The organism is Variovorax sp. Soil_C_19, from assembly GCF_057657255.1.
In genome coordinates this window covers 241,528-261,532 of sequence record NZ_JBDGIV010000003.1, presented here as the reverse complement: position 1 = coordinate 261,532, position 20,005 = coordinate 241,528, and the positions used below count along the sequence as shown (strand labels likewise).

General features: G+C 69.8%; 18 protein-coding genes. 12 read left to right on the top strand and 6 right to left on the bottom strand.

Features of this window, described 5'->3' with window-relative positions; translation table 11 throughout:
• Positions 1 to 5: 5 nt before the first annotated feature.
• Entirely contained in the window at positions 6 to 1,730 is a 1,725-nt protein-coding gene (recJ, locus tag AC3A6R_RS08630; RefSeq protein WP_487859374.1) for a single-stranded-DNA-specific exonuclease RecJ, read from the bottom strand.
• Positions 1,727 to 2,695, bottom strand: a complete 969-nt coding sequence (locus AC3A6R_RS08625) for a hypothetical protein (protein WP_487864262.1) — start codon at positions 2,693 to 2,695, stop codon at positions 1,727 to 1,729. The genes recJ and AC3A6R_RS08625 overlap by 4 nt, the downstream gene beginning before the upstream one ends.
• Before the next feature lie 62 nt (positions 2,696 to 2,757).
• Here AC3A6R_RS08625 and AC3A6R_RS08620 point away from each other — a divergent pair, with 62 nt between their 5' ends.
• The 4 genes from AC3A6R_RS08620 to AC3A6R_RS08605 all read left to right on the top strand — a co-directional run bounded on the left by AC3A6R_RS08620 (position 2,758) and on the right by AC3A6R_RS08605 (position 6,828).
• The gene (locus AC3A6R_RS08620) at positions 2,758 to 4,014 is read left to right on the top strand and encodes a lipoprotein-releasing ABC transporter permease subunit (RefSeq protein WP_487859376.1); all 1,257 of its coding nucleotides are present in this window, start codon (positions 2,758 to 2,760) and stop codon (positions 4,012 to 4,014) included.
• On the top strand, positions 4,007 to 4,711 hold the full coding sequence (gene lolD, locus AC3A6R_RS08615; RefSeq protein WP_487859377.1) for a lipoprotein-releasing ABC transporter ATP-binding protein LolD: 705 nt from the start codon (positions 4,007 to 4,009) through the stop codon (positions 4,709 to 4,711). Before AC3A6R_RS08620 ends, lolD begins: the two co-directional genes overlap by 8 nt.
• Before the next feature lie 133 nt (positions 4,712 to 4,844).
• On the top strand, positions 4,845 to 6,188 hold the full coding sequence (gene gdhA / locus AC3A6R_RS08610; RefSeq protein WP_487864261.1) for an NADP-specific glutamate dehydrogenase: 1,344 nt from the start codon (positions 4,845 to 4,847) through the stop codon (positions 6,186 to 6,188).
• A 34-nt stretch (positions 6,189 to 6,222) separates the two neighbouring features.
• Positions 6,223 to 6,828, top strand: a complete 606-nt coding sequence (locus tag AC3A6R_RS08605) for an ATP-dependent Clp protease proteolytic subunit (protein WP_487859379.1) — start codon at positions 6,223 to 6,225, stop codon at positions 6,826 to 6,828.
• 21 nt (positions 6,829 to 6,849) lie between these two features.
• Here AC3A6R_RS08605 and AC3A6R_RS08600 read toward each other — a convergent pair whose 3' ends face one another.
• Positions 6,850 to 7,239, bottom strand: coding sequence for a RidA family protein (locus tag AC3A6R_RS08600; RefSeq protein WP_487864260.1), 390 nt, complete (start codon positions 7,237 to 7,239; stop codon positions 6,850 to 6,852).
• A gap of 189 nt (positions 7,240 to 7,428) precedes the next feature.
• Here AC3A6R_RS08600 and AC3A6R_RS08595 point away from each other — a divergent pair, with 189 nt between their 5' ends.
• Genes AC3A6R_RS08595 through AC3A6R_RS08560 form a run of 8 tightly spaced genes read left to right on the top strand, consistent with a single transcriptional unit; the run spans position 7,429 to position 16,576 of the window.
• Positions 7,429 to 9,012 carry an ABC transporter substrate-binding protein gene (locus AC3A6R_RS08595; RefSeq protein WP_487864259.1) on the top strand — a complete coding sequence of 528 codons (1,584 nt, stop codon included), beginning with the start codon at positions 7,429 to 7,431 and terminating at the stop codon, positions 9,010 to 9,012.
• Positions 9,013 to 9,045: 33 nt separating this feature from the next.
• The gene (locus AC3A6R_RS08590) at positions 9,046 to 9,987 is read left to right on the top strand and encodes an ABC transporter permease (RefSeq protein ID WP_487859382.1); all 942 of its coding nucleotides are present in this window, start codon (positions 9,046 to 9,048) and stop codon (positions 9,985 to 9,987) included.
• A 3-nt stretch (positions 9,988 to 9,990) separates the two neighbouring features.
• Positions 9,991 to 10,830 carry an ABC transporter permease gene (locus AC3A6R_RS08585; RefSeq protein ID WP_487859383.1) on the top strand — a complete coding sequence of 280 codons (840 nt, stop codon included), beginning with the start codon at positions 9,991 to 9,993 and terminating at the stop codon, positions 10,828 to 10,830.
• On the top strand, positions 10,830 to 11,867 hold the full coding sequence (locus tag AC3A6R_RS08580; RefSeq protein ID WP_487864258.1) for an ABC transporter ATP-binding protein: 1,038 nt from the start codon (positions 10,830 to 10,832) through the stop codon (positions 11,865 to 11,867). The genes AC3A6R_RS08585 and AC3A6R_RS08580 overlap by 1 nt, the downstream gene beginning before the upstream one ends.
• The gene (locus tag AC3A6R_RS08575) at positions 11,864 to 12,850 is read left to right on the top strand and encodes an ABC transporter ATP-binding protein (protein ID WP_487864257.1); all 987 of its coding nucleotides are present in this window, start codon (positions 11,864 to 11,866) and stop codon (positions 12,848 to 12,850) included. The genes AC3A6R_RS08580 and AC3A6R_RS08575 overlap by 4 nt, the downstream gene beginning before the upstream one ends.
• The gene (locus AC3A6R_RS08570) at positions 12,847 to 14,163 is read left to right on the top strand and encodes an amino acid deaminase (protein ID WP_487864256.1); all 1,317 of its coding nucleotides are present in this window, start codon (positions 12,847 to 12,849) and stop codon (positions 14,161 to 14,163) included. Before AC3A6R_RS08575 ends, AC3A6R_RS08570 begins: the two co-directional genes overlap by 4 nt.
• Positions 14,164 to 14,174: 11 nt before the next feature.
• A complete protein-coding gene (locus tag AC3A6R_RS08565) occupies positions 14,175 to 15,086 on the top strand; it encodes a MurR/RpiR family transcriptional regulator (RefSeq protein WP_487859387.1) in 912 nt (303 codons plus the stop codon).
• Positions 15,083 to 16,576, top strand: coding sequence for an N-acyl-D-amino-acid deacylase family protein (locus AC3A6R_RS08560; RefSeq protein ID WP_487864255.1), 1,494 nt, complete (start codon positions 15,083 to 15,085; stop codon positions 16,574 to 16,576). The genes AC3A6R_RS08565 and AC3A6R_RS08560 overlap by 4 nt, the downstream gene beginning before the upstream one ends.
• Here the strand turns inward: AC3A6R_RS08560 and AC3A6R_RS08555 are convergent.
• The 3 genes from AC3A6R_RS08555 to paaZ are packed head-to-tail and all read right to left on the bottom strand — an operon-like array spanning position 16,557 to position 19,957.
• Positions 16,557 to 17,117, bottom strand: a complete 561-nt coding sequence (locus tag AC3A6R_RS08555) for a methyltransferase family protein (protein WP_487859389.1) — start codon at positions 17,115 to 17,117, stop codon at positions 16,557 to 16,559. The genes AC3A6R_RS08560 and AC3A6R_RS08555 overlap by 20 nt on opposite strands.
• Before the next feature lie 30 nt (positions 17,118 to 17,147).
• On the bottom strand, positions 17,148 to 17,906 hold the full coding sequence (locus tag AC3A6R_RS08550) for an SDR family NAD(P)-dependent oxidoreductase (RefSeq protein WP_487859390.1): 759 nt from the start codon (positions 17,904 to 17,906) through the stop codon (positions 17,148 to 17,150).
• Positions 17,906 to 19,957, bottom strand: coding sequence for a phenylacetic acid degradation bifunctional protein PaaZ (gene paaZ, locus AC3A6R_RS08545; protein WP_487864254.1), 2,052 nt, complete (start codon positions 19,955 to 19,957; stop codon positions 17,906 to 17,908). Before paaZ ends, AC3A6R_RS08550 begins: the two co-directional genes overlap by 1 nt.
• Positions 19,958 to 20,005 lie beyond the last annotated feature (48 nt).

Genomic DNA, 20,005 nt, shown 5'->3' with positions numbered 1-20,005 from the left:
GCGGCTCAAGGGAGTTCGGCAGCTTCGACGAGAAATCGCACGCGACGCACGCCCTGCCATTCGTCGGCATCGAGCCGGAACGCGAGCGTCACGCGCGGCGGCAGCGGCTCGGTGCGGCCGAACCAGATGCCGTCGACGGGCTGGCCCTGGTGGCGCAGCTTGAGCGCGAGGTGCTTCTCGCCGACGAGCCGCTGCGACACCACCTCGACCTCTTCGCTGAACGTGGGCGGCGCAAAGCCCTGGCCCCACACCTCGCGGTGCAGCGTGTCGACGAGGTCGATGCGCATGTACTCGCGCGCCAGCGGGCCGTCGGTGTCGATGCGGCGGGTCAGCGTGGCGGCATCGAGCCATTCGTGCGCCACTTCGGCCAGCGCGCGCTCGAACACCTCGAACCGGTCGCGCGCCACCGTGCAGCCGGCCGCCATCGCATGCCCGCCGAACCGCAGCAGCACGCCCGGGTGGCGCTTGGCCACGAGGTCGAGCGCATCGCGCAGGTGAAAGCCCGGGATCGAGCGCCCCGAGCCCTTGAGCTCGTGTTCCTTGCCGGGCGCGCCGCTCGCCGCGAAGACGAAGGTCGGCCGGTGGAAGCGGTCCTTGATGCGTGAAGCCACGATGCCGACCACGCCCTCGTGGAAGTCGGCGCCGAACACGCTGATCGCGGCGGGCGTGGTCTCGGCGCCTTCGACGTCGGCACCGAACAGCGATTCGGCGAGCAGCAGCGCCTGCTCGCGCATGCCGCCCTCGATGTCGCGGCGCTCGCGGTTGATGCCGTCGAGCAGCCGCGCGAGCTCGTCGGCGCGGGCTGCATCGTCGGTCAGCAGGCATTCGATGCCGAGCGTCATGTCCGCGAGCCGTCCGGCCGCGTTGATGCGCGGGCCCAGCGCGAAGCCGAAGTCGAAGGTGGTGGCCGCCGGCGCGTTGCGCCCCGCCGCCCTGAACAGCGCCGCGATGCCCGCGGGCATCGCGCCGGCCCGGATGCGCCGCAATCCCTGCGCCACCAGGCGCCGGTTGTTGGCATCGAGCTTGACCACGTCGGCCACGGTGCCGAGCGCGACCAGCGGCAGCAGCACGTCGAGCTTGGGCTGCGTGGCCGCCGTGAAGATGCCGCGCGCGCGCAGCTCGGAGCGCAGCGCGAGCAGCACGTAGAACATCACGCCGACACCGGCGATGCTCTTGCTCTCGAAGGCGCAGGCGGGTTGGTTCGGGTTCACCAGCACGTCGGCCGCCGGCAGTTCGGGGCCGGGCAGGTGGTGGTCGGTCACCAGCACCTGCAGGCCGCGCGCCTTGGCCGCGGCCACGCCTTCGACGCTCGCGATGCCGTTGTCGACCGTGATGAGCACGTCGGCGCCGCTCGCGGCCACGCGTTCGGCGATGGGAGGCGTGAGGCCGTAGCCGTCGACCACGCGGTCGGGAACGAGGTAGCCCACGTGCTGCGCGCCGAGCAGCCGCAGGCCGCGCACCGCCACGGCGCAGGCAGTGGCGCCGTCGCAGTCGTAATCGGCCACGATGCACAGGCGCTTGCCCTGGTTCATCGCATCGGCGAGCAGCACCGCCGCCTCTCGCGTGCCGTGCAGCGTGTCGGGCGGCAGCAGGCGCGCCAGGCCGTCGTCGAGCTCGTCGCCCGCCAGCACGCCGCGCGCGGCAAAGAGCCGCGCCAGCAGCGGATGCACGCCGGCCTGTTCGAGCGCCCAGGCGCTGCGCGGTGGAATGTCCCTGGCGATGATCTTCATAGGGCCTCGAGCACCGTGGTGGCCTGGGCGCGTTCGAACAGGCGCCGGGCCCAGCCGAGCAGGCCGCGCTGCTGCTGCACGCCGTAGCGCTGCGAGGCGCGGTCGCCGCACAGCGTGAGCGTGACGTTCGTGCCCGCGGTGTACGCCGCCAGCAGGTCGGCCACGGCGCCGGCGTCGAGCGCCTGCCAGGCCTCGGCCCAGCCGGGCCCGTCGTCGCGCAACGCGGGCACGCGCAGCGCCTCGCTGACCTCGGGCGGCGGCGAGGCGACCGTGGTGTCCGGCGGCAGCGCACCGGTGCCGCTGAGCCAGAAGGAGTTGATCGCGGGCACGCCGCGCGCGGCGCGCTCGTCGTTCACGCGTTGGGTGTAGAGAAGCATCTGCATTTCGTTCTGCAGCCGGCGCAGCGGCCGGGCCGCGTCGGCGAGCGGCGACCATTGAGAGATCGGATGGCCCACCGCGCGGTCGATCGAGGCCGTGGGCAGCCCGTCGAAGATGCGCCCGCGCGCCAGCCAGCGGCCCGGCGTGTGCGACGCATGCAGCGCAATGCCGTCCTCCTCGAAGAAGGGGCGGGCGGCCTCGAGCAGCGCCGCCGATTCGGCCGCGTCGATCTCGATGGCGGCCGGGTCGCCGAGCACCACGTCGTCGATGCCGACTTGCCAATGGCACAGCGACAGCCGCGCCCAGGCTTCGCGGTCGTGCGGCTCGGCGATGCCGGCCTGCCGCGCTTCGAGCGCCGCCCAGGGAATGCAGCCGTCGTCGGACGCGATGCCCAGCGCCCGCGCCAGCGCCCTTTCGTGGGGCGGGGAGCGCGTGCTTTCGTCCTGCGGGTCGGTGTCGACCAGCGTGAGGCGTGACAGCAGCGATTCGAGGTTCGGCAGCCTCAGCGCGGGCAGGGCCGCGCGGCATGCGGGGGAACCGCGGCCGGCGAAGGGGATCAACAGGTGTCGTGGGGGGGCTTCGGCCATCCGGCTATTGTCCGGGATGCCACAATCTCGGCGCGCGCAACGCGCCTTGGACCACTGAACTTATGCGACTTCCCTATGAACTGCAGCTCGGCTGGCGCTACACGCGCGCAGGCCGGGCCACGCGGCGCAACGGCTTCATCTCCTTCATCTCGGGCGTGTCGATGCTCGGCATTGCGCTCGGCGTGGCGGCGCTGATCATCGTGCTCAGCGTGATGAACGGCTTCCAGAAAGAGGTGCGCGACCGCATGCTCGGCGTGGTCTCGCACATCGAGATCCTGTCGCGCGACGGCCAGGCCCTGCCCGACCTCGACGCGATCATGGCCGCGGCGCGCCAGAACCCCGAGGTGATCGGTGCCGCGCCCTTCATCGCCACGCAGGCGCTCATCGCGCGCGGCGAGGACATGAAGGGCACGCTGGTGCGCGGCATCGTGCCGGCGCTCGAGCCCGAGGTGACCGACATCGCCACCACCGCGCAGAAGGGCACGCTCGACAAACTGGTGCCGGGCGAGTTCGGCATCGTGCTCGGCGGCGAGCTCGCACGCGCGCTGTTCGTGCAGCCCGGCGACCAGGTCACGCTGGTGGCACCGGGCGGGCAGGTCACGCCGGCCGGCGTGGTGCCGCGGCTCAAGCAGTTCACCGTGGTCGGTACCTTCGATTCGGGTCACTACGAATACGACTCGGCGCTCGCCATGATCCACGCGGAGGACGCGCAGCGCGTGTTCCGGCTCGAGGGCCCGAGCGGCATCCGCATCAAGCTCAAGGACCTGAACGAAGCGCGCGACGTGGCCGACCAGATGGCCGTCACGCTGCCGGGCCAGTTCCTCATCCGCGACTGGACGCGGCAGAACAAGACCTGGTTCGCGGCCGTGCAGGTCGAGAAACGCATGATGTTCATCATCCTCACGCTGATCGTGGCAGTGGCCGCGTTCAACCTGGTCTCCACGCTGGTGATGACGGTGACCGACAAGCGCGCCGACATCGCGATCCTGCGCACGCTCGGCAGCTCGCCGCGCAGCATCATGGGCATCTTCGTGGTGCAGGGGGCCATGGTCGGCGTGATCGGCACCGTGGCCGGGCTCGCGCTCGGCCTCGGCATTGCCTACAACATCGACGTGATCGTGCCCTTTCTCGAACAGTTGTTCCAGGCCAGCTTCCTGCCGAAGGACATCTACCTGATCAGCAAGATGCCGAGCGATCCGCAGCGCAGCGACATCATGCCGATCGCCATCATCTCGCTGGTGCTGGCGTTTCTTGCCACGCTGTACCCCAGCTACCGCGCGAGCCGCGTGAATCCCGCCGAGGCCCTGCGCTATGAGTGAACTCGCCCCTACCGCCGCCGGCAATGACGTGGTGCTCAAGGCCCGCGGCCTCACCAAGCGCTTCCACGAAGGCCGCATCGACCTGACCGTGCTGCACGGCGTCGACCTCGACGTGCACGCGGGCGAGACGCTCGCGATCGTCGGCGCTTCCGGATCGGGCAAGAGCACGCTGCTGCACCTGATGGGCGGCCTGGACGAACCCACCAGCGGCAAGGTCGAGCTGCTCGGCAAGGACATCGCCCATGCCGATGCGGCCGAGCAGGGGCGCCTGCGCAACCGGCACCTGGGCTTCGTCTATCAGTTCCATCATCTGCTGCCCGAGTTCAGCGCGCTCGACAACGTGGCGATGCCGCTCAAGATCCGGCGCGCCGAATCGTCGGAGGCCGCCGCTGCGGCCGCGAAGATCCTCGACAGCGTGGGCCTGGGCCAGCGCCTGCACCACCGTCCGGCCGAGCTGTCGGGCGGCGAGCGCCAGCGCGTCGCGATCGCGCGCGCACTGGTCACGCAGCCCGCCTGCGTGCTGGCCGACGAGCCCACCGGCAACCTCGACCGCAGCACCGCCGACACGGTGTTCGCGCTGATGCTCGAGCTCGCGCACAAGCACCGGACCGCCTTCGTCATGGTCACGCACGACCAGGATCTCGCGCGCCGCTGCGACCGCGTGCTGCAACTCGTGGCGGGGCGCCTGGCCGGCTGATTCTTTCGTGCAGGGACATCGGCGGCGCTGATGCACGTCATCAATGCGCCGCGCACCAGGATGGGCTCATCGATCCGGCAAAATGCACGGTCCGCACAGGGTTGTGCACCGTTTTGGAATTGGATTGATTGGAATGAAGCACGCATCCGTCGAGGACTTTCTCGCCCACGTCGCCCAGCGCAACCCCGGGGAGCCCGAGTACCTGCAGGCCGTGACCGAGGTCATGGAGAGCCTCTGGCCCTACATCGCGCAGCACCCGAAGTACACGGCGCACGGCCTGCTCGAGCGGCTGGTCGAGCCCGAGCGCGTGATCGTCTTCCGCGTGTGCTGGGTCGATGACCATGGCGAGGTCCGCGTGAACCGGGGCTTTCGCATCCAGCACAGCCTCGCGATCGGCCCCTACAAGGGGGGCTTGCGCTTCCATCCGTCGGTCAACCTGTCGATCCTCAAGTTTCTCGCTTTCGAGCAGACCTTGAAGAACGCGCTCACGACGCTGCCCATGGGCGGCGGCAAGGGTGGCGCCGACTTTGACCCCAAGGGCAAGAGCCAGGGCGAGGTGATGCGCTTCTGCCAGGCCTTTGCCGCCGAACTGTTCCGCCACGTCGGCGCCGACACCGACGTGCCGGCCGGCGACGTGGGCGTGGGCGGCCGCGAGATCGGCTTCATGGCCGGCATGGTCAAGAAGCTGACCAACCGCGCCGACTGCGTCTTCACCGGCAAGGGCCTGAGCTACGGCGGATCGCTGGTCCGGCCCGAAGCCACCGGCTACGGCAACGTCTACTTCGCCCAGGAGATGCTCAAGCGCAAGGGCCGTTCGTTCGACGGCCTGCGCGTCAGCGTCTCGGGCGCGGGCAACGTGGCCCAGTACACCATCGAGAAGGCCATGGCGCTCGGCGCCAAGGTCGTCACCGTGTCCGACTCGAGCGGCACCGTGGTCGACGAGGACGGCTTCACACCCGAGAAGCTCGCCGTGCTGATGGACGTGAAGAACCACCTCTACGGCCGCGTCAGCGACTACGCCGAACGCACCGGCACCCGCTTCATCGCTGGTGCGACGCCGTGGCATGTGCCGGTCGACGTGGCGCTGCCGAGCGCGACCCAGAACGAGCTCAACGCCGACGATGCGGCGCTGCTGGTGAAGAACGGAGTGGTCTGCGTGGCCGAGGGCGCCAACATGCCCTCGACCATGGCGGCGGTGAAGGTGTTCGAGGCCAACGACGTGCTCTATGCACCCGGCAAGGCGAGCAATGCGGGTGGCGTGGCCACCTCGGGCCTGGAGATGAGCCAGAACGCCTCGCGCCTGGCGTGGACGCGCGACGAGGTCGATGCACGCCTGCTGCAGATCATGCAGGGCATCCATGCGTCGTGCCTGCAGTACGGCGAGCGCGCCGACGGCCGCGTGAGCTATGTCGACGGCGCCAATGTTGCGGGCTTTGTGCGCGTGGCCGACGCGATGCTGGCGCAGGGCGTAATCTAAGGCCGACGCCATTCATCTCACCGGAGCGAAAGCCATGTTTTCACTGGACACCGACGACGACACCACGCCTGCGGCCACGGCCGAGCCGCGCAATTCCTACCTCGAGGAAAAAGCCTTCAAATCGCGCACGCTGCTGATCTTCGGCGGCATCACCGATTCGGTGGCCGCCGACGTCACGCGCAGGCTCATCGCGCTCGATGCCGACAGCACCGACAAGCCCATCGACATCCTCGTGAGCTCGCCCGGCGGGCACCTCGAATCGGGCGATGCGATCCACGACATCGTGCGCTTCATCAGTGCGCCGGTGAACATGATCGGCACCGGCTGGGTCGGCAGCGCCGCCACGCACCTGTTCCTTGCCGCCCCACGCGAGCGCCGCGTGTGCCTGCCCAACACCCGCTTCCTGATTCACCAGCCGAGCGGCGGCGCGGGCGGGCAGGCGACCGACATCGCGATCCAGGCGCAGGAGATCATCAAGGCCCGGCATCGCATCGCGCACGAGATCGCGCGCGAGACCGGCAAGCCGATCGAGGTCGTGATGACCGACATCGAACGCGACCGCTGGCTGTCGGCCGAGGAAGCGGTCGAGTACGGGCTGGTGTCGCGCATCATCCAGCGCAAGACCGAGCTGCACGGCTGAGAAAGCCGGTCGCGGTTTTCTTCAGCCCTTCGGCTTGTACGCCACCACGTCGATCTCGACCTTCGCATCGACCATCAGCCGCGCCTCGGTGGTCGAGCGCGCGGGCTTGTTCTCGCCGAAGTAGCTTATGTAGACGCGGTTGAAGGCACCGAAGTCGCGCGCGTCGTGCAGCCAGACGGTGCTCTTGCACACGTCGTCGAGCGTGGCGCCGGCCAGCGCCAGCACCTTCTTGAGGTTTTCCATCACCTGGCGTGTCTGCGCCTCGATGCCGCCCACGACGATCTCGCCGTCGGCATTGGCGGGCACCTGGCCCGAGACATAGATGAAGTCGCCGGCGCGCACGGCCGGGGAAAAAGGGCGGGCCTGGCGGTCGGAGGCGACGGGCGGGGCGCCGAGGTATTCGAGGGGCATGCGTGAACTCCTGCAGGGGGTCGGTGGAAAGAAAAATCGCAGGCCCCAGTATCCAGCCAATCTGAAAATCTATTTCAGAAAAAGTGACAAACACGGGTTTTCACGGATGAATAGGCGTGAATACTGCTTCAAAGTGCGGGCAAGAAAGAAAATTTCTTTCAAAACCTGTCTGCCCACGAAGGAGTTCCCATGCCCCACGCCGGTCTTTCCGCAGCCCGCCTGCCGCGCCCCATGCCGTCCCGGCGCAGCCTGCTCGGCGCTTCACTGCTGCTTGCGCTGCTTTGTGCGCTGCCCCACACGCCGGCCAACGCGCAAGGGCCGCGCAACCACGCCACGCTGGCGATGGTGGCCGAACCGCAGACGCTCGATCCGATGGCGTCGACCGCGGACCTGGTCGGAACCATCATGCAGCACGTCTACGAGACGCTCTACACCTTCGACGGCAAGTGGAACGTGGTGCCGATGCTCGCCGAGGCCATGCCGAAGATCTCGGCCGACGGCAAGACCTACGCCATTACCTTGCGCAAAGGGGTGATGCTGCACAGCGGCCGCGAGCTCAACGCCGACGACGTGGTGGCGAGCCTGCAGCGCTGGATGGAGCAGTCGCCGCGCGGCAAGGCCGTCGGCAAGGAGATCGAGAGCCTCAAGGCCAAGGGCCCGCTCAACGTCGAGATCGTGCTCAAGGCGCCGTATGCGCCGCTGCTGTCGCAGCTCGCGCTGCCGAGCGGCATGGCGGCGATCATGGCCAAGGACTCGATCGCCTCGCCGCTCAAGGACTTCGTCGGCACCGGCCCCTACCGGTTCAAGGAGCGCCGGCCCGACCAGTTCGTGCTGCTCACGCGCTTCGACAAGTACAGCGCGCGCAAGGAGCCCGCGAGCGGCTACGGTGGCAAGCGCGAGGCCGCGATCGAGGAGCTGCGCTTCGTGCCCGTGCCCAATGCCAGCACGCGCGTCGAGGGTGCGCTGGCGGGCCAGTACGACTATGCCGACCTGCTGCCGGTCGAGGCGCTGCCGCGGCTCGAGAAGTCGGGCGGCAAGATCGTGCCGATCATGACGCCCGCGTTCGGCTTTCCGTATCTGGTGCTCAACACCAAGGAGGGCGTGGCCGCCAACCAGGCGGTGCGCCAGGCGATCCAGTCGGCGCTCGGCGAAGGCGAGATGCTCGCGGCCGGCTTCGGCGACACGCGCTTCTTCGTGGCCGAGGGCAACCACTTCCCGAAGGGCTCGCCGTTCTATTCGACCGAAGGCACCGCGCGCTACAACGAGCGCAACGCGCCCAAGGCCAAGGAGGCTGCGGCCAAGGCCGGCTACAAGGGCGAGCCGATCCGCGTGCTCACGAGCCGCCAGTACGACTTCCACTACAACATGTCGCTCCTGATGGCCGAGCAGCTCAAGCGCGCGGGCTTCAAGGTCGACCTCAACGTGGTCGACTGGGCCACGCTGGTGCAGCGCCGCAACGACCCCAAGCTCTGGGACATCTACGTCACGCATTCGGGCCAGTTCCCCGAGCCAATGCTCTCGCCCCCGCAGCTCGGCGACGGCGCACCCGGCTGGTGGGACACGCCCGCCAAGAAGGCCGCGCTCACCGCCTTCAACACCGAGAGCGACCCGGCCAAGCGTGCCGCGCTGTGGGGCAAGGTGCAGCAGGTGGTCTACGAAGAAGTGCCGTACATCAACGTCGGCAAGTTCAACGGCCTCTCCGCGAAGAGCCCGGCGCTCGACAACTACCAGCCCGCGACCTGGCCGTTCTTCTGGAACGCCCGGATCAAGTAGGCGCCCTCGGCATCCGACGCGACCCTCCCTCCAATGATCCGCTACATCGCCTCCCGCGCCGCCGGCATGCTGGTCGTGCTTGCCATCGTCGCGGTGCTCGTCTTCGTGCTCACGCGCGCCGCCTCGGGCGACCCTGTCTCGGTGCTGCTGGGCGACCAGGCCACCGCGGCCGACATCGCGCGCGTGCAGAAGGACTACGGCCTCGACAAGCCCCTGCCGGTGCAGTTCGGCTACTGGCTGCGCGAAGTGCTGCAGGGCAACCTCGGCACCTCGATCTTCCTGCAACGCCCGGTGGCACAGGCGCTCTGGGAGCGGGCCGAGCCGACCACGCTGCTCGCGCTGATGGCGGTGGCGATCGCGGCGTCGATCGGCGTGCCCTGCGGCATCGTCTCGGCGGTGTTCCGCGGCCGCATGGTCGACCAGCTCTTCACCGGCATCGCGATGCTCGGCGCGAGCATCCCGAGCTTCTGGCTCGGCATCGTGATGATCCAGGTGTTCGCGGTCTCGTTCGGCTGGTTCCCGGTCTCGGGCTACGGCGCGCCCGATGCGCCGCTCGCCGAACGCCTGCATGCGCTGGTGCTGCCGGCCGCGGTGCTGGGCCTGCTGAACTCCGCGCTCATCATCCGCTTCACGCGCGCCTCGATGCTCGACGTGCTCGGCGAGGACTACGTGCGCACCGCGCGCTCCAAGGGGCTCAGCGAAAGCGTGGTCGTGCTCAAGCATGCGCTGCGCAACGCGCTGGTGCCGATCGTCACGGTGATCGGCCTCACGGTCGCGCTGATGATCGGCGGCGCCGTCGTCACCGAAACCGTGTTCGGCCTGCCGGGCGTGGGCAACCTGGTGGTGAACGCCGTGCTGCGGCGCGACTACCCGGTGATCCAGGGTGCGCTGCTCGTGATTGCCGCGATCTACGTGCTCATCAATTTCTCGATCGACCTGCTGTATGCAGTGGTCGATCCGCGCGTGAAAGTCTGAACGATGCGCATGCCCCGAATGCTCCGCCAGCTGATGCACCGCCGCATCGTGATGCTGTCCGCGCTCGTGCTGCTGGCGATCGCGGTGCTTGCGGTCGGCGCGCCGCTGTTCGCTTCCATCGATCCCAACGACACCGCCGTGCTGCAGCGGCTGAAGGCGCCGGGCGCCGAACACCTGCTCGGCACCGACGAGCTCGGCCGCGACATGTATTCGCGCATCCTCCACGGCGCGCGCTATTCGCTCGCCATCGCGGCCCTCACGGCGATCGGCGCGGTGGTCGCGGGCACGGCGCTGGGCCTTGCGGCCGGCTTCTTCCGCCGGCTCGACGCGCCGCTGATGCGCGTGGTCGACGCGATGATGTCCTTCCCCGACATCCTGCTGGCGATCGCGCTGGTGGCGATCCTCGGGCCCTCGCTGCTCAACACCGTGCTCGCGCTGGTGCTGGTCTACACGCCGCGCGTGGCCCGCGTGGTGCGCGCCTCGACGCTGGTGGTGCGCGAGCTGCTGTTCGTCGAGGCGGTGCGCGCGCTCGGCGTGCGCACCTCGCGCATCCTGTGGCGCCACATCCTGCCCAACCTGATGTCGCCGATCCTGGTGCAGGTCTCGTTCATCTTCGCCTACGCCATCCTGGCCGAGGCGGGGCTGTCGTTCCTCGGCGTCGGCGTGCCGCCCGAGATACCGACCTGGGGCACCATGGTGGCGGGCAGCCAGCAGTACGCGCACCAGGCCTTCTGGGTGGTGCTGTTCCCGGGGCTGGCGATCATCCTCACGGCGCTCTCGCTGCAGCTGCTCGGCGACGGCGTGCGCGACCTGCTCGACCCCAAGCTCAAGAAAACCTCGTGATGACGAACGCGAACGACATCCCCCGTCTCACGGTCAGCAACCTGAGCACCAGCTTTCCCACCGAGGACGGCCTGGTGCGTTCCGTGGCCGAGGTGAGCTTCTCGATCCGGCCCGGCCGGACCACCGCGCTGGTCGGCGAATCGGGCTCGGGCAAGTCGGTCACCAGCCTCACGCTGATGCGCCTGCTGCCGAAGACCGCCAACGCGCAGGTCAGCGGCAGCGCATCGTTCGTGACGCGCGAAGGCCAGACGCGCGACCTGCTGCAGATCGACGAGCGCGAGATGCGCTCGCTGCGCGGCAACCAGCTGGCGATGATCTTCCAGGAGCCGATGACCAGCCTCAACCCGGTGTTCACCATCGGCGAGCAGATCGCCGAGAGCGTGCGGCTGCACAAAGGGCTCGACCGCAAGGCCGCGCTCGCGCATGCGCTGCGCATGCTCGAACTGGTGGAGATCCCGGCCGCGGCGCAGCGACTGCACGAGTACCCGCACCAGCTCTCGGGCGGCATGCGCCAGCGCGTGATGATCGCGCTCGCGATGGCCTGCGACCCGACGCTGCTGATCGCCGACGAACCCACCACCGCGCTCGACGTGACGATCCAGGCGCAGATCCTCGCGCTCATGCGCCGGCTCCAGGCCGAGACCGGCATGAGCATCCTGTTCATCACGCACAACCTCGGCGTGGTTGCGCACCATGCCGACGACGTGGCCGTGATGTACGCGGGCCGCGTGGTCGAGAGCGCGCCCGTGCGGCCGCTGTTCGCGCAGCCGGGCCATCCCTACACGCAGGGGCTCCTTGCCTGCCTGCCGGGCAAGGCGCGCGCGGCGGGCCAGCCCCGGCCGAAGCGGCTGTACGCGATACGCGGGCAGGTGTCGAGCCCGCTCGCGCCGCCGCCGGGCTGCGCCTTCGAGCCGCGCTGCGACCATGCGGAGGCGGCCTGCCGGTCGGCCGTGCCGCCGCTGATCGACATCCGGCCGGCGCGCCAGGCACGCTGCATTCGCGTGCAGCCCGACGTACCGCTCGCGAGGCTCACATGACCACCGCACTCTCCGCTTCCCCCCTGATCGAAGTCCGCGGGCTCAAGAAGTACTTCGGCAACGGCGACCGTCCCGTGCGCGCGGTCGACGACGTGTCGTTCGCGATCCAGCCCGGTGAGACGCTGGGCCTGGTCGGCGAATCGGGTTCGGGCAAGAGCACCATCGGCCGCACCGTGCTGCGGCTGGTCGAGCGCACCGCGGGCCAGGTGCTCTACCGCGGCGACGACATCGGCGCGCTCTCGGGCGAGCGCATGCGCCGGCTGCGCAGCAAGCTGCAGATCATTTTTCAAGACCCGTATGCAAGCCTCAATCCGAAGATGCGCATCGGCGCCATCCTCGGCGAGGCGCTCGCCACGCACGGCCTGCACAAGGGCAAAGAGGCCCGCGAGCGGCGCATTGCCGAACTGCTCGAGACCGTGGGCCTGCGCGCCGAGCATGCGAGCCGCTTTCCGCACGAGTTCTCGGGCGGGCAGCGCCAGCGCATCGGCGTGGCGCGCGCACTCGCGGTCGAGCCCGAGTTCATCGTGGCCGACGAGCCGCTGTCGGCGCTCGACGTGTCGATCCAGTCGCAGGTGATCAACCTGCTGGCCGACCTGCGCGAACGGCTCGGCCTCACGATGCTCTTCATCTCGCACGACCTCGACGTGGTCGAGTACCTCTGCGACCGCGTGGTGGTGCTGTACCTTGGCAAGGTGATGGAAGTGGCCACCACCGACGAGCTCTTCGCACGCCCCGCACATCCCTACACGCAGGCGCTGCTGGCCGCGAGCCCGCGGCCCGATCCCGACACGCCGACCCTGCACGTCGCTCTCAAGGGCGACATCCCGAGCCCGATCGCGCCGCCGTCGGGCTGCGTGTTCCGCACCCGCTGCCCGCACGCGATCGACGCCTGCGCCCGCACCGTGCCGCCGCTCGAAGAGGTTTCCAACGGACACTACAGCGCCTGCATTCGCCGGGAACTGCTTTCCAACATCGCCGCATGACCATGACCTTCGCCGACACCGCCCCTGTCAACGATTTCGACGATCCGCTGCTCGGCAGCGGCTTCAAGGGCTACCCGCGCACCCAGCCGCCACGCCGCCGCAGCGAAGTCGGCGCGGCCGGATGGAACGTGCTCGCGGGCGACCTGCCGCTGCCGCTGGCCGTGCTGCGGCGCGAAGCGCTCGAACACAACCTGGCATGGATGCAGGCCCGCGTGCGCGAATGGGGCATCGACCTCGCGCCGCACGGCAAGACCACCATGTCGCCTCAGCTGTTCCGGCGCCAGCTCGATGCCGGCGCCTGGGGCCTGACCTTCGCCACCGTCACGCAGCTTGCCGTGGGCGTGGCCGCGGGCGCGCGCCGCACGTTGATCGCGAACCAGGTGGTCGGCGACGAGGACCTCGCCGGCATCCAGCTGCTGCTTGCCGCGCACGCCGACCTGCGCGTGGTGTTCCTGGTCGATTCGCTCGCGCAGCTGGCGCTGATCGAAGACTGGTCGACGCGCCACGCCGAGAGCGTGCCGTTCGAGGTGATGCTCGAGATCGGCGTCGAGGGTGCGCGCACCGGCTGCCGCACGCACGACGAAGCGGTCGCGCTCGCCACGCGGCTGCGCGCCAGCGATGCCGTCAAGCTCGTGGGCATCGAGACCTACGAAGGGCAGGGCGCCACCGGTGCCAGCGAACCCGATGCCGCCTACGCCAACGCGCTGATGGACCGCGTCGAAGCCATTGCGCGCCACTGCGACACGCAGGGCCTGTTCGAGGCCGACGAGGTGCTGGTGTCGGCCGGCGGCTCGGCCATCTTCGATCTCGTGGCGGGGCGGCTCAAGCCGGCGCTCGGCGCACCGGTGCGCGGCCTGCTGCGCTCGGGCTGCTACGTGACGCACGACCATGGCTTCTACAAGCGCATGGTGAGCGCGGTCGACGAGCGCCTGGGCTGCGGCTGCGGCGAGGGCCTGGTGCCCGCGATGGAAGTCTGGGCCACGGTGCAGTCGCGGCCCGAGGCGGGCCTCGCGATCCTTGCCGTCGGCAAGCGCGACATCTCCTTCGACCTCTCGATGCCGATGCCGATCGCGCGCGCGGCACGCGGCGCGCGGGTCGCCGAGCCGGTGCCCACCGGATGGAAGATCACCGCCCTGAACGACCAGCACGCCTACCTGCGCTGGGACGCCGCCGAGGAGGCGCTGGCGCCGGCCGTCGGCGACCGCGTCGGCCTCGGCATCTCGCACCCGTGCACCACCTTCGACAAATGGCACTGGATGCCCATCGTCGAGAACGACTACCGCGTCAGCGACGCGGTGGCGATGCACTTTTGAAGCGCGCACCGATGACGCCCTCGCTGCTCCAGAAGATCGCGCAGACCCGCACCGGCGCGCCGGCCACGCGCCGCGCGATCCTCGACCTGATCCTCGAGGACCCCGATCGGGTGCTCGAGGAAAGCTTCGAATCGCTGGCCGCGCGCTCGGGCAGCTCGGTGCCGACCATCATGCGCACCTGCCGCGACCTCGGCTTTGCCGGCCTGCGCGAATTCAAGCTCGCGCTGGCGCAGGACCTCGCGCTCGGCGGTTCGCCGCTGCATCGGCGCGTGAACATCGAGGACGCGGCCGACGAGGTGGTCTCCAAGATCGCGCGCAGCGCCGCGGCCTCGGTCTCGGGCGTGCGCAGCCAGCTCGACATGCAGGTGCTCGACGGCGCCGTGGCCGCCATCGCCGCCGCACCGCACGTCGACCTGTATGGCGCGGGCGCCACCTCGTGGTTCATGGCCAACGACCTGCAGGCGCGGCTGTTCCGCCTCGGCCTCTCGGCCAACGCCTGGGCCGACTACCACCTGCAGCAGGTGGCCGGCGCGGCGCAGCGTCCCGGCGGCGTGGTGATCGCGATCTCGCACGTGGGCGGCATGCCCTCGCTGCTCGACGCGGTCGACATCGCACGCGGGCAGGGCGCCAAAGTGGTCGCGCTCACGCGGCCGGGCACCGCGCTCGCCGCCAGGGCCGACTTCCTGCTCGGCCTCTCGGTGCCCGACGACGCGGTGATGCACGTCGGCATCGACGCCTACCTGACGCACCTCACCGCGATCGAGATCCTCACGGTGCTGGTGGCGCAGCGCCGCGGCGAGCCGGCCGTGCAGCGGCTGCAGCGCGCGCGCGAGGCCTTCCAGCGCCACGGCATCGACGCCAGCACCCATCCGCTGCAGAGCTGGGACGGCGGCGGCATCCATCCGAAGGACGCCGCGGCATGACGACGGGCACCGCGCAGAGGCCTGTGCTGCTCGAGGCCGGCCTGGTGGTCGACGGCGCGGGCGGCCCCGCGTGGACCGGCGACGTGCTGCTCTCGGCCGACCGCATCGTCGCGCTCGGCGAAGGCTTGCGCGAGCGGCTCCCGATGGGCCTTTCGCTCTGCGACCTCGACGTGGTCGACTGCCGCGCCAGGGTGATCGCGCCGGGCTTCATCGATGCGCACACGCACGACGATGCGATCGTGCTGCGCGATCCGCTGTGCCTGCCCAAGCTCTCGCAGGGCATCACCACGGTGGTCACCGGCAATTGCGGCATCTCGCTCGCGCCCTACCGCACGCCGCAGTCGTTGCCGCCCCTCACGCTGCTCGGCGCCGACTCGTTCCGGCATGCGAGCATGGCCGCCTACCGCGCTGCGGTCGATGCGGCGCAACCCGCGCTCAACGTGGCGGCGCTCGTGGGCCACACCACCTTGCGCTTCGCGACCATGGCCGCGCTCGACCGGGCCGCGACCGGCGACGAACTCGCGCGCATGGCGGCGCTGCTCGACGACTGCATGGCCGAAGGGGCGCACGGGATGTCGTCGGGGCTCTTCTACGAAGAGGCCTTTGCCGCACCGGCCGAGGAAGTGACCGCGCTCGCACGTGTCGTCGCACGCCACGGCGGCGTGTACGCCACGCACCTGCGCAGCGAGATGCAGCGGATCATCGAGGCGTTGCACGAAGCTGGCGACACGGCCTTCGACGCCGGCGTGCCGCTGGTCATCTCGCACCACAAGTGCGCCGGTCCCGCCAACTGGGGCCGCACCAAGGAAACGCTGCCGCTGATCGAAGCGCTGGCCCAGCGGCAGCAGATCGCGATGGACGCCTATCCCTACGTTGCGGGCTCCACCGTGCTGCGCGAGGACCTCGTCGACGGCGTCATCGACGTGCTGCTCACCTGGTCCGACCCGCACCCCGAGATGACCGGCCGGCTCGTGGCCGACATCGCGCGCGAGTGGGGCGTGAGCGAGCAGGAAGCCGCCGTGCGCCTGAAGCCTGGTGGCGCCTGCTATTTCCAGATGCAGGAAGAAGACGTGGAGCGCGTGATCGCGCATCCGCTCACCATGATCGGCAGCGACGGCCTGCCGCACGACCGCCATCCGCATCCGCGATTGTGGGGCGCGTTCCCGCGCGTGTTTGCGCGCTACTGGCGCGAGCGGCGCCTCTTCACGCTCGAGCAGGCGGTGCACAAGATGACCGGCATGACCGCGCGCAACCTGCGCATCGCCGACCGCGGCCTGCTGCGGGCGGGCGCGATGGCCGACGTGGTGGTGTTCGACCCCGAGACCATCGCCGACACCGCGACCTACGACAAGCCGCACGGCGTGAGCCTGGGGATCGAGCGGGTGTATGTGAACGGCGTTCTTGCCTACCGCGGCGATGCGGGCGAGGCGCGCGTGATCGCGCGCGCGGGGCGCATGCTGACGCGCGCCGCTAAACCACGAACGGAATAAACCGCCGCGTGCGCCCCATGTAGTCGCGGTACGCCTCGCCGAAATGCGCGAGGCATTCCTTCTCGTCGCTGAGCGCCGTCAGCACCAGCAGCACCGTGGCGGCCAGCACCAGCGCGAGCGTGAGCCAGGTGAACTGCTTGAGGAACGCGCCCCAGGCCAACAGCATCAGCGCGGTGTACATCGGGTGGCGGATGTAGCGGAAGGCGCCGGTGCTGACGATCGACGAGGTCTTCTCGAAGGCGTACAAGGCGGGGTCGTCGCCGCGCGCCTCGGTCGGCTTGCCATCGGCCTTGAGCCGCCGGACGGCGTGGATCGGCAGCCAGATCGACACGACGAACATCAGGCTCGACACGATCTGCACTGGCGATGACGGGTTGGCATGCCAGACCGGCAGGTTCACGATGATGAGAACCAGCATGCATTCCCACGCGAAGAAGCGGTAGAACCCGTGCGAGCCCGGCTGGCGCAGCGGCCCTCGCGAGACGTACACCAGCGCGGCGGAGCCGGCGACGAAGAGAAGGATCTGAAACCAGAAGAGCATGGCGGCCGAATCTACACGGACCGCCGCCCTTCAGCCAGATATGGAGAACCCGCCGTCGACCGGAATGGCCGTGCCCGTGACGTAGTTGGAGGCTTGGCTCGCGAGGAACACGGCGGTGCCGGCGATGTCGGCCGGCTGGCCCCAGCGGCCGGCGGCGGTGCGGGCCACCACGCGGTCGTAGAGCGTGGGGATCAGCGTTCGCGCACCGTCGGTCAGCTCGGTCTCGAACCAGCCCGGCAGGATGGCGTTGACCTGGATGTTGTCGGCTGCCCACGAGAGCGCGGTCGACTTGGTGAGCTGCACGATGCCGGCCTTGCTGGCCGCATAGGCCGGCGCGTAGGGTGCGCCGAAGATCGACATCATCGAGCCGATGTTGATGACCTTGCCGCCGCCGGCGCGCTGAAGGTGCGGGTGCGCGGCGCGGCTGCAGAGGAACGCGCTCGTGAGGTTGGTGTCGAGCACCTGGTTCCATTCGGCCAGCGAGAGCTGGTCGACGGGCTTGCGCACCGTGGTGCCCGCGTTGTTGAGCAGGATGTCGAGCCGCCCGCAGCGTGCCGCGGCTTCATCGATGGCCTGCTGCACCGAGGCCTCGTCGCGCACGTCGACTTCGAGGGCGAAGCTGTCGCTGCCGAGTGCCCGCAGCCTTTCGACCGCGGCGGCCGACTTGGCGGCATTGCGCGCCGCGACGACGACGCGCGCGCCGGCCTTGGCCAGGCCTTCGGCCATGCCGAGGCCGATGCCGCCGTTGCCGCCGGTGACGAGCGCTGTTTTTCCGGTGAGATCGAACATCAGGGGGCTTCCGCTTTCTTGGAGACGAGGGTCAGGATATCGTAGCTCGCGACCAGCTCGCCGTCCTGGTTGGTCACCTCCACGTCCCACGCCACCACGCCCTGGCCCTGGCCGCTGGCGTCTTTCTTCCGGCGGTCGATCTTGCGCTTGCAGGTCAGGCGCGCCTGGATGGTGTCGCCGATGCCCACCGGCTTGACGAAGCGCAGCGTGTCGAGGCCGTAGTTGGCGAGCACCGGGCCCGGCGACGGAGAGACGAACAGCCCGGCCGCGGCCGACAGCACGAAGTAGCCATGCGCGATGCGCTTGCCGAACGGCGACTGCCGCGCCGCGACCTCGTCGAAGTGCATGTAGAAGTAGTCGCCCGAGATGCCGCCGAACGCCACGATGTCGGCTTCGCCCACGGTGCGGCGGTGGGTGAGCAGCGAGTCGCCGATCTGCAGTTCCTCGAAGTGGCGGCGGAACGGATGCACCTCGCTCTCGCGCACGGCGGCGCCGCGCACATGCTCGCCGGTCACGGCCGAGAGCATGGTGGGCGAGCCCTGCACCGCGGCGCGCTGCAGGTAGTGCTTGACGGCGCGCAGGCCGCCGAGCTCCTCGCCGCCGCCCGCGCGGCCCGGTCCGCCATGCTTGAGCTGGGGCAGCGGCGAGCCGTGACCGGTCGATTCTGCCGCGGCTTCGCGGTCGAGCACGAGCAGCCGGCCGTGCCATGCGGCGGCCACCGGAATCGCGCGGGCGGCCATGGCGGGGTCGCGCGTGACCAGCGTGCCCACGAGGCTGCCGCGTCCGCGCGCGGCCAGCGCCAGTGCCTCGTCGATGCCGTCATAGGGCATCAGTGTGCTGACCGGGCCGAAGGCCTCGACCTCGTGCGCCGCGTCGTGTTCGAGCGGCTTGCGGCTCAGCAGCAGGGTGGGCGCGAAGAAGGCGCCTTCGGCCACGCCGTCGCCGAGCGGCGCGAAGCCGTCGCGTTCGCCGTAGACCAGCTCGGCGCCTTCCAGCAGCATGGCCACGCGCGCGGCCACGTCGGCCTGCTGCGCATGCGAGGCCAGCGCGCCCATGCGCACCTCTTCACGCGCGGGGTCGCCGATGACCGTCTTGGCGAGCCGCGCGCGCAGGCGCTCGGCCACCGCGTCGAGGTGTTGGCGCGGCACGATCGCGCGGCGGATCGCGGTGCACTTCTGGCCGGCCTTGATGGTCATCTCGCGCGCCACCTCCTTCACGAAGAGATCGAACTCCTCGTCGTCGGGCGTCACGTCGGGCGCGAGGATCGCGCAGTTGAGCGAATCGGCCTCGGCGGTGAAGGGGATCGAACGGGCGACGAGGTTCGGATGCACGCGCAGCTTGGCGGCGGTGTCGGCCGAGCCGGTGAAGGTGACCACGTCGGGCTCCAGCAGCCGGTCGAGCAGGTCGCCGGTGCTGCCGACCACGAGCTGCAGGCTGCCCTCGGGCAGGATGCCCGACTGCACGATCAGCCTCATCAGCGCCTCGGTGACGAAGCTGGTGGCGGTGGCCGGCTTGCCGATGCAGGGCATGCCCGCGAGGAAGCTCGGCGCGAACTTCTCGAGCAGGCCCCACACCGGAAAGTTGAAGGCGTTGATGTGCACCGCGACGCCGCCGCGCGGCACCAGGATGTGCGTGCCCGCGAAGCCACCCTTCTTGCCGAGCGGGAACGCCGGGCCCTCGTGCATAAGGTTGCCCGAGGGCAGCTCGTTGGTGCCGATGCCGGCGTACGCGCTCAGCGTGCCGGCACCGCCTTCGATGTCGATCCAGCTGTCGGTGCGCGTGGCACCCGTGTGGGCCGAGATCGCGTAGAGCGTTTCCTTGTTCGCGGCGAGGTACTTGGCCAGGGCCTTGAGGCGCTCGGCGCGCTGTTGGAAGTCGAGCTTCATGAGCGCGGGGAGGCCGGTGCGCCGCGCGTGCTGCAGCGCCTCGGCGAAGTCGATCGCCTCGGCGTGCGTGCTCGCCACGGGGCGGCCGTTGACGGCGCTGCGCAGCAACTGCGCGCTCTGGTTGCCGATCCAGCGGCCGGCGATGTAGCTTTGGAGTGTGGTCATGTCGATGTCCTTTCGAGGTCTGGCTCCTTCCCCCTCCGGGGGAAGGTT

Excerpts from the sequence above, each read along its gene's own strand:
- AC3A6R_RS08590 (WP_487859382.1), top strand. The coding sequence starts at position 9,046 with ATGATCCGCTACATCGCCTCCCGCGCCGCCGGCATGCTGGTCGTGCTT.
- AC3A6R_RS08600 (WP_487864260.1), bottom strand. The coding sequence starts at position 7,239 with ATGCCCCTCGAATACCTCGGCGCCCCGCCCGTCGCCTCCGACCGCCAG.
- AC3A6R_RS08580 (WP_487864258.1), top strand. The coding sequence starts at position 10,830 with ATGACGAACGCGAACGACATCCCCCGTCTCACGGTCAGCAACCTGAGC.
- AC3A6R_RS08575 (WP_487864257.1), top strand. The coding sequence starts at position 11,864 with ATGACCACCGCACTCTCCGCTTCCCCCCTGATCGAAGTCCGCGGGCTC.
- AC3A6R_RS08585 (WP_487859383.1), top strand. The coding sequence starts at position 9,991 with ATGCGCATGCCCCGAATGCTCCGCCAGCTGATGCACCGCCGCATCGTG.
- AC3A6R_RS08605 (WP_487859379.1), top strand. The coding sequence starts at position 6,223 with ATGTTTTCACTGGACACCGACGACGACACCACGCCTGCGGCCACGGCC.
- AC3A6R_RS08620 (WP_487859376.1), top strand. The coding sequence starts at position 2,758 with ATGCGACTTCCCTATGAACTGCAGCTCGGCTGGCGCTACACGCGCGCA.
- AC3A6R_RS08555 (WP_487859389.1), bottom strand. The coding sequence starts at position 17,117 with ATGCTCTTCTGGTTTCAGATCCTTCTCTTCGTCGCCGGCTCCGCCGCG.
- AC3A6R_RS08550 (WP_487859390.1), bottom strand. The coding sequence starts at position 17,906 with ATGTTCGATCTCACCGGAAAAACAGCGCTCGTCACCGGCGGCAACGGC.
- gdhA (WP_487864261.1), top strand. The coding sequence starts at position 4,845 with ATGAAGCACGCATCCGTCGAGGACTTTCTCGCCCACGTCGCCCAGCGC.
- AC3A6R_RS08560 (WP_487864255.1), top strand. The coding sequence starts at position 15,083 with ATGACGACGGGCACCGCGCAGAGGCCTGTGCTGCTCGAGGCCGGCCTG.
- recJ (WP_487859374.1), bottom strand. The coding sequence starts at position 1,730 with ATGAAGATCATCGCCAGGGACATTCCACCGCGCAGCGCCTGGGCGCTC.
- lolD (WP_487859377.1), top strand. The coding sequence starts at position 4,007 with ATGAGTGAACTCGCCCCTACCGCCGCCGGCAATGACGTGGTGCTCAAG.
- AC3A6R_RS08565 (WP_487859387.1), top strand. The coding sequence starts at position 14,175 with ATGACGCCCTCGCTGCTCCAGAAGATCGCGCAGACCCGCACCGGCGCG.
- AC3A6R_RS08625 (WP_487864262.1), bottom strand. The coding sequence starts at position 2,695 with ATGGCCGAAGCCCCCCCACGACACCTGTTGATCCCCTTCGCCGGCCGC.
- AC3A6R_RS08570 (WP_487864256.1), top strand. The coding sequence starts at position 12,847 with ATGACCATGACCTTCGCCGACACCGCCCCTGTCAACGATTTCGACGAT.
- paaZ (WP_487864254.1), bottom strand. The coding sequence starts at position 19,957 with ATGACCACACTCCAAAGCTACATCGCCGGCCGCTGGATCGGCAACCAG.
- AC3A6R_RS08595 (WP_487864259.1), top strand. The coding sequence starts at position 7,429 with ATGCCCCACGCCGGTCTTTCCGCAGCCCGCCTGCCGCGCCCCATGCCG.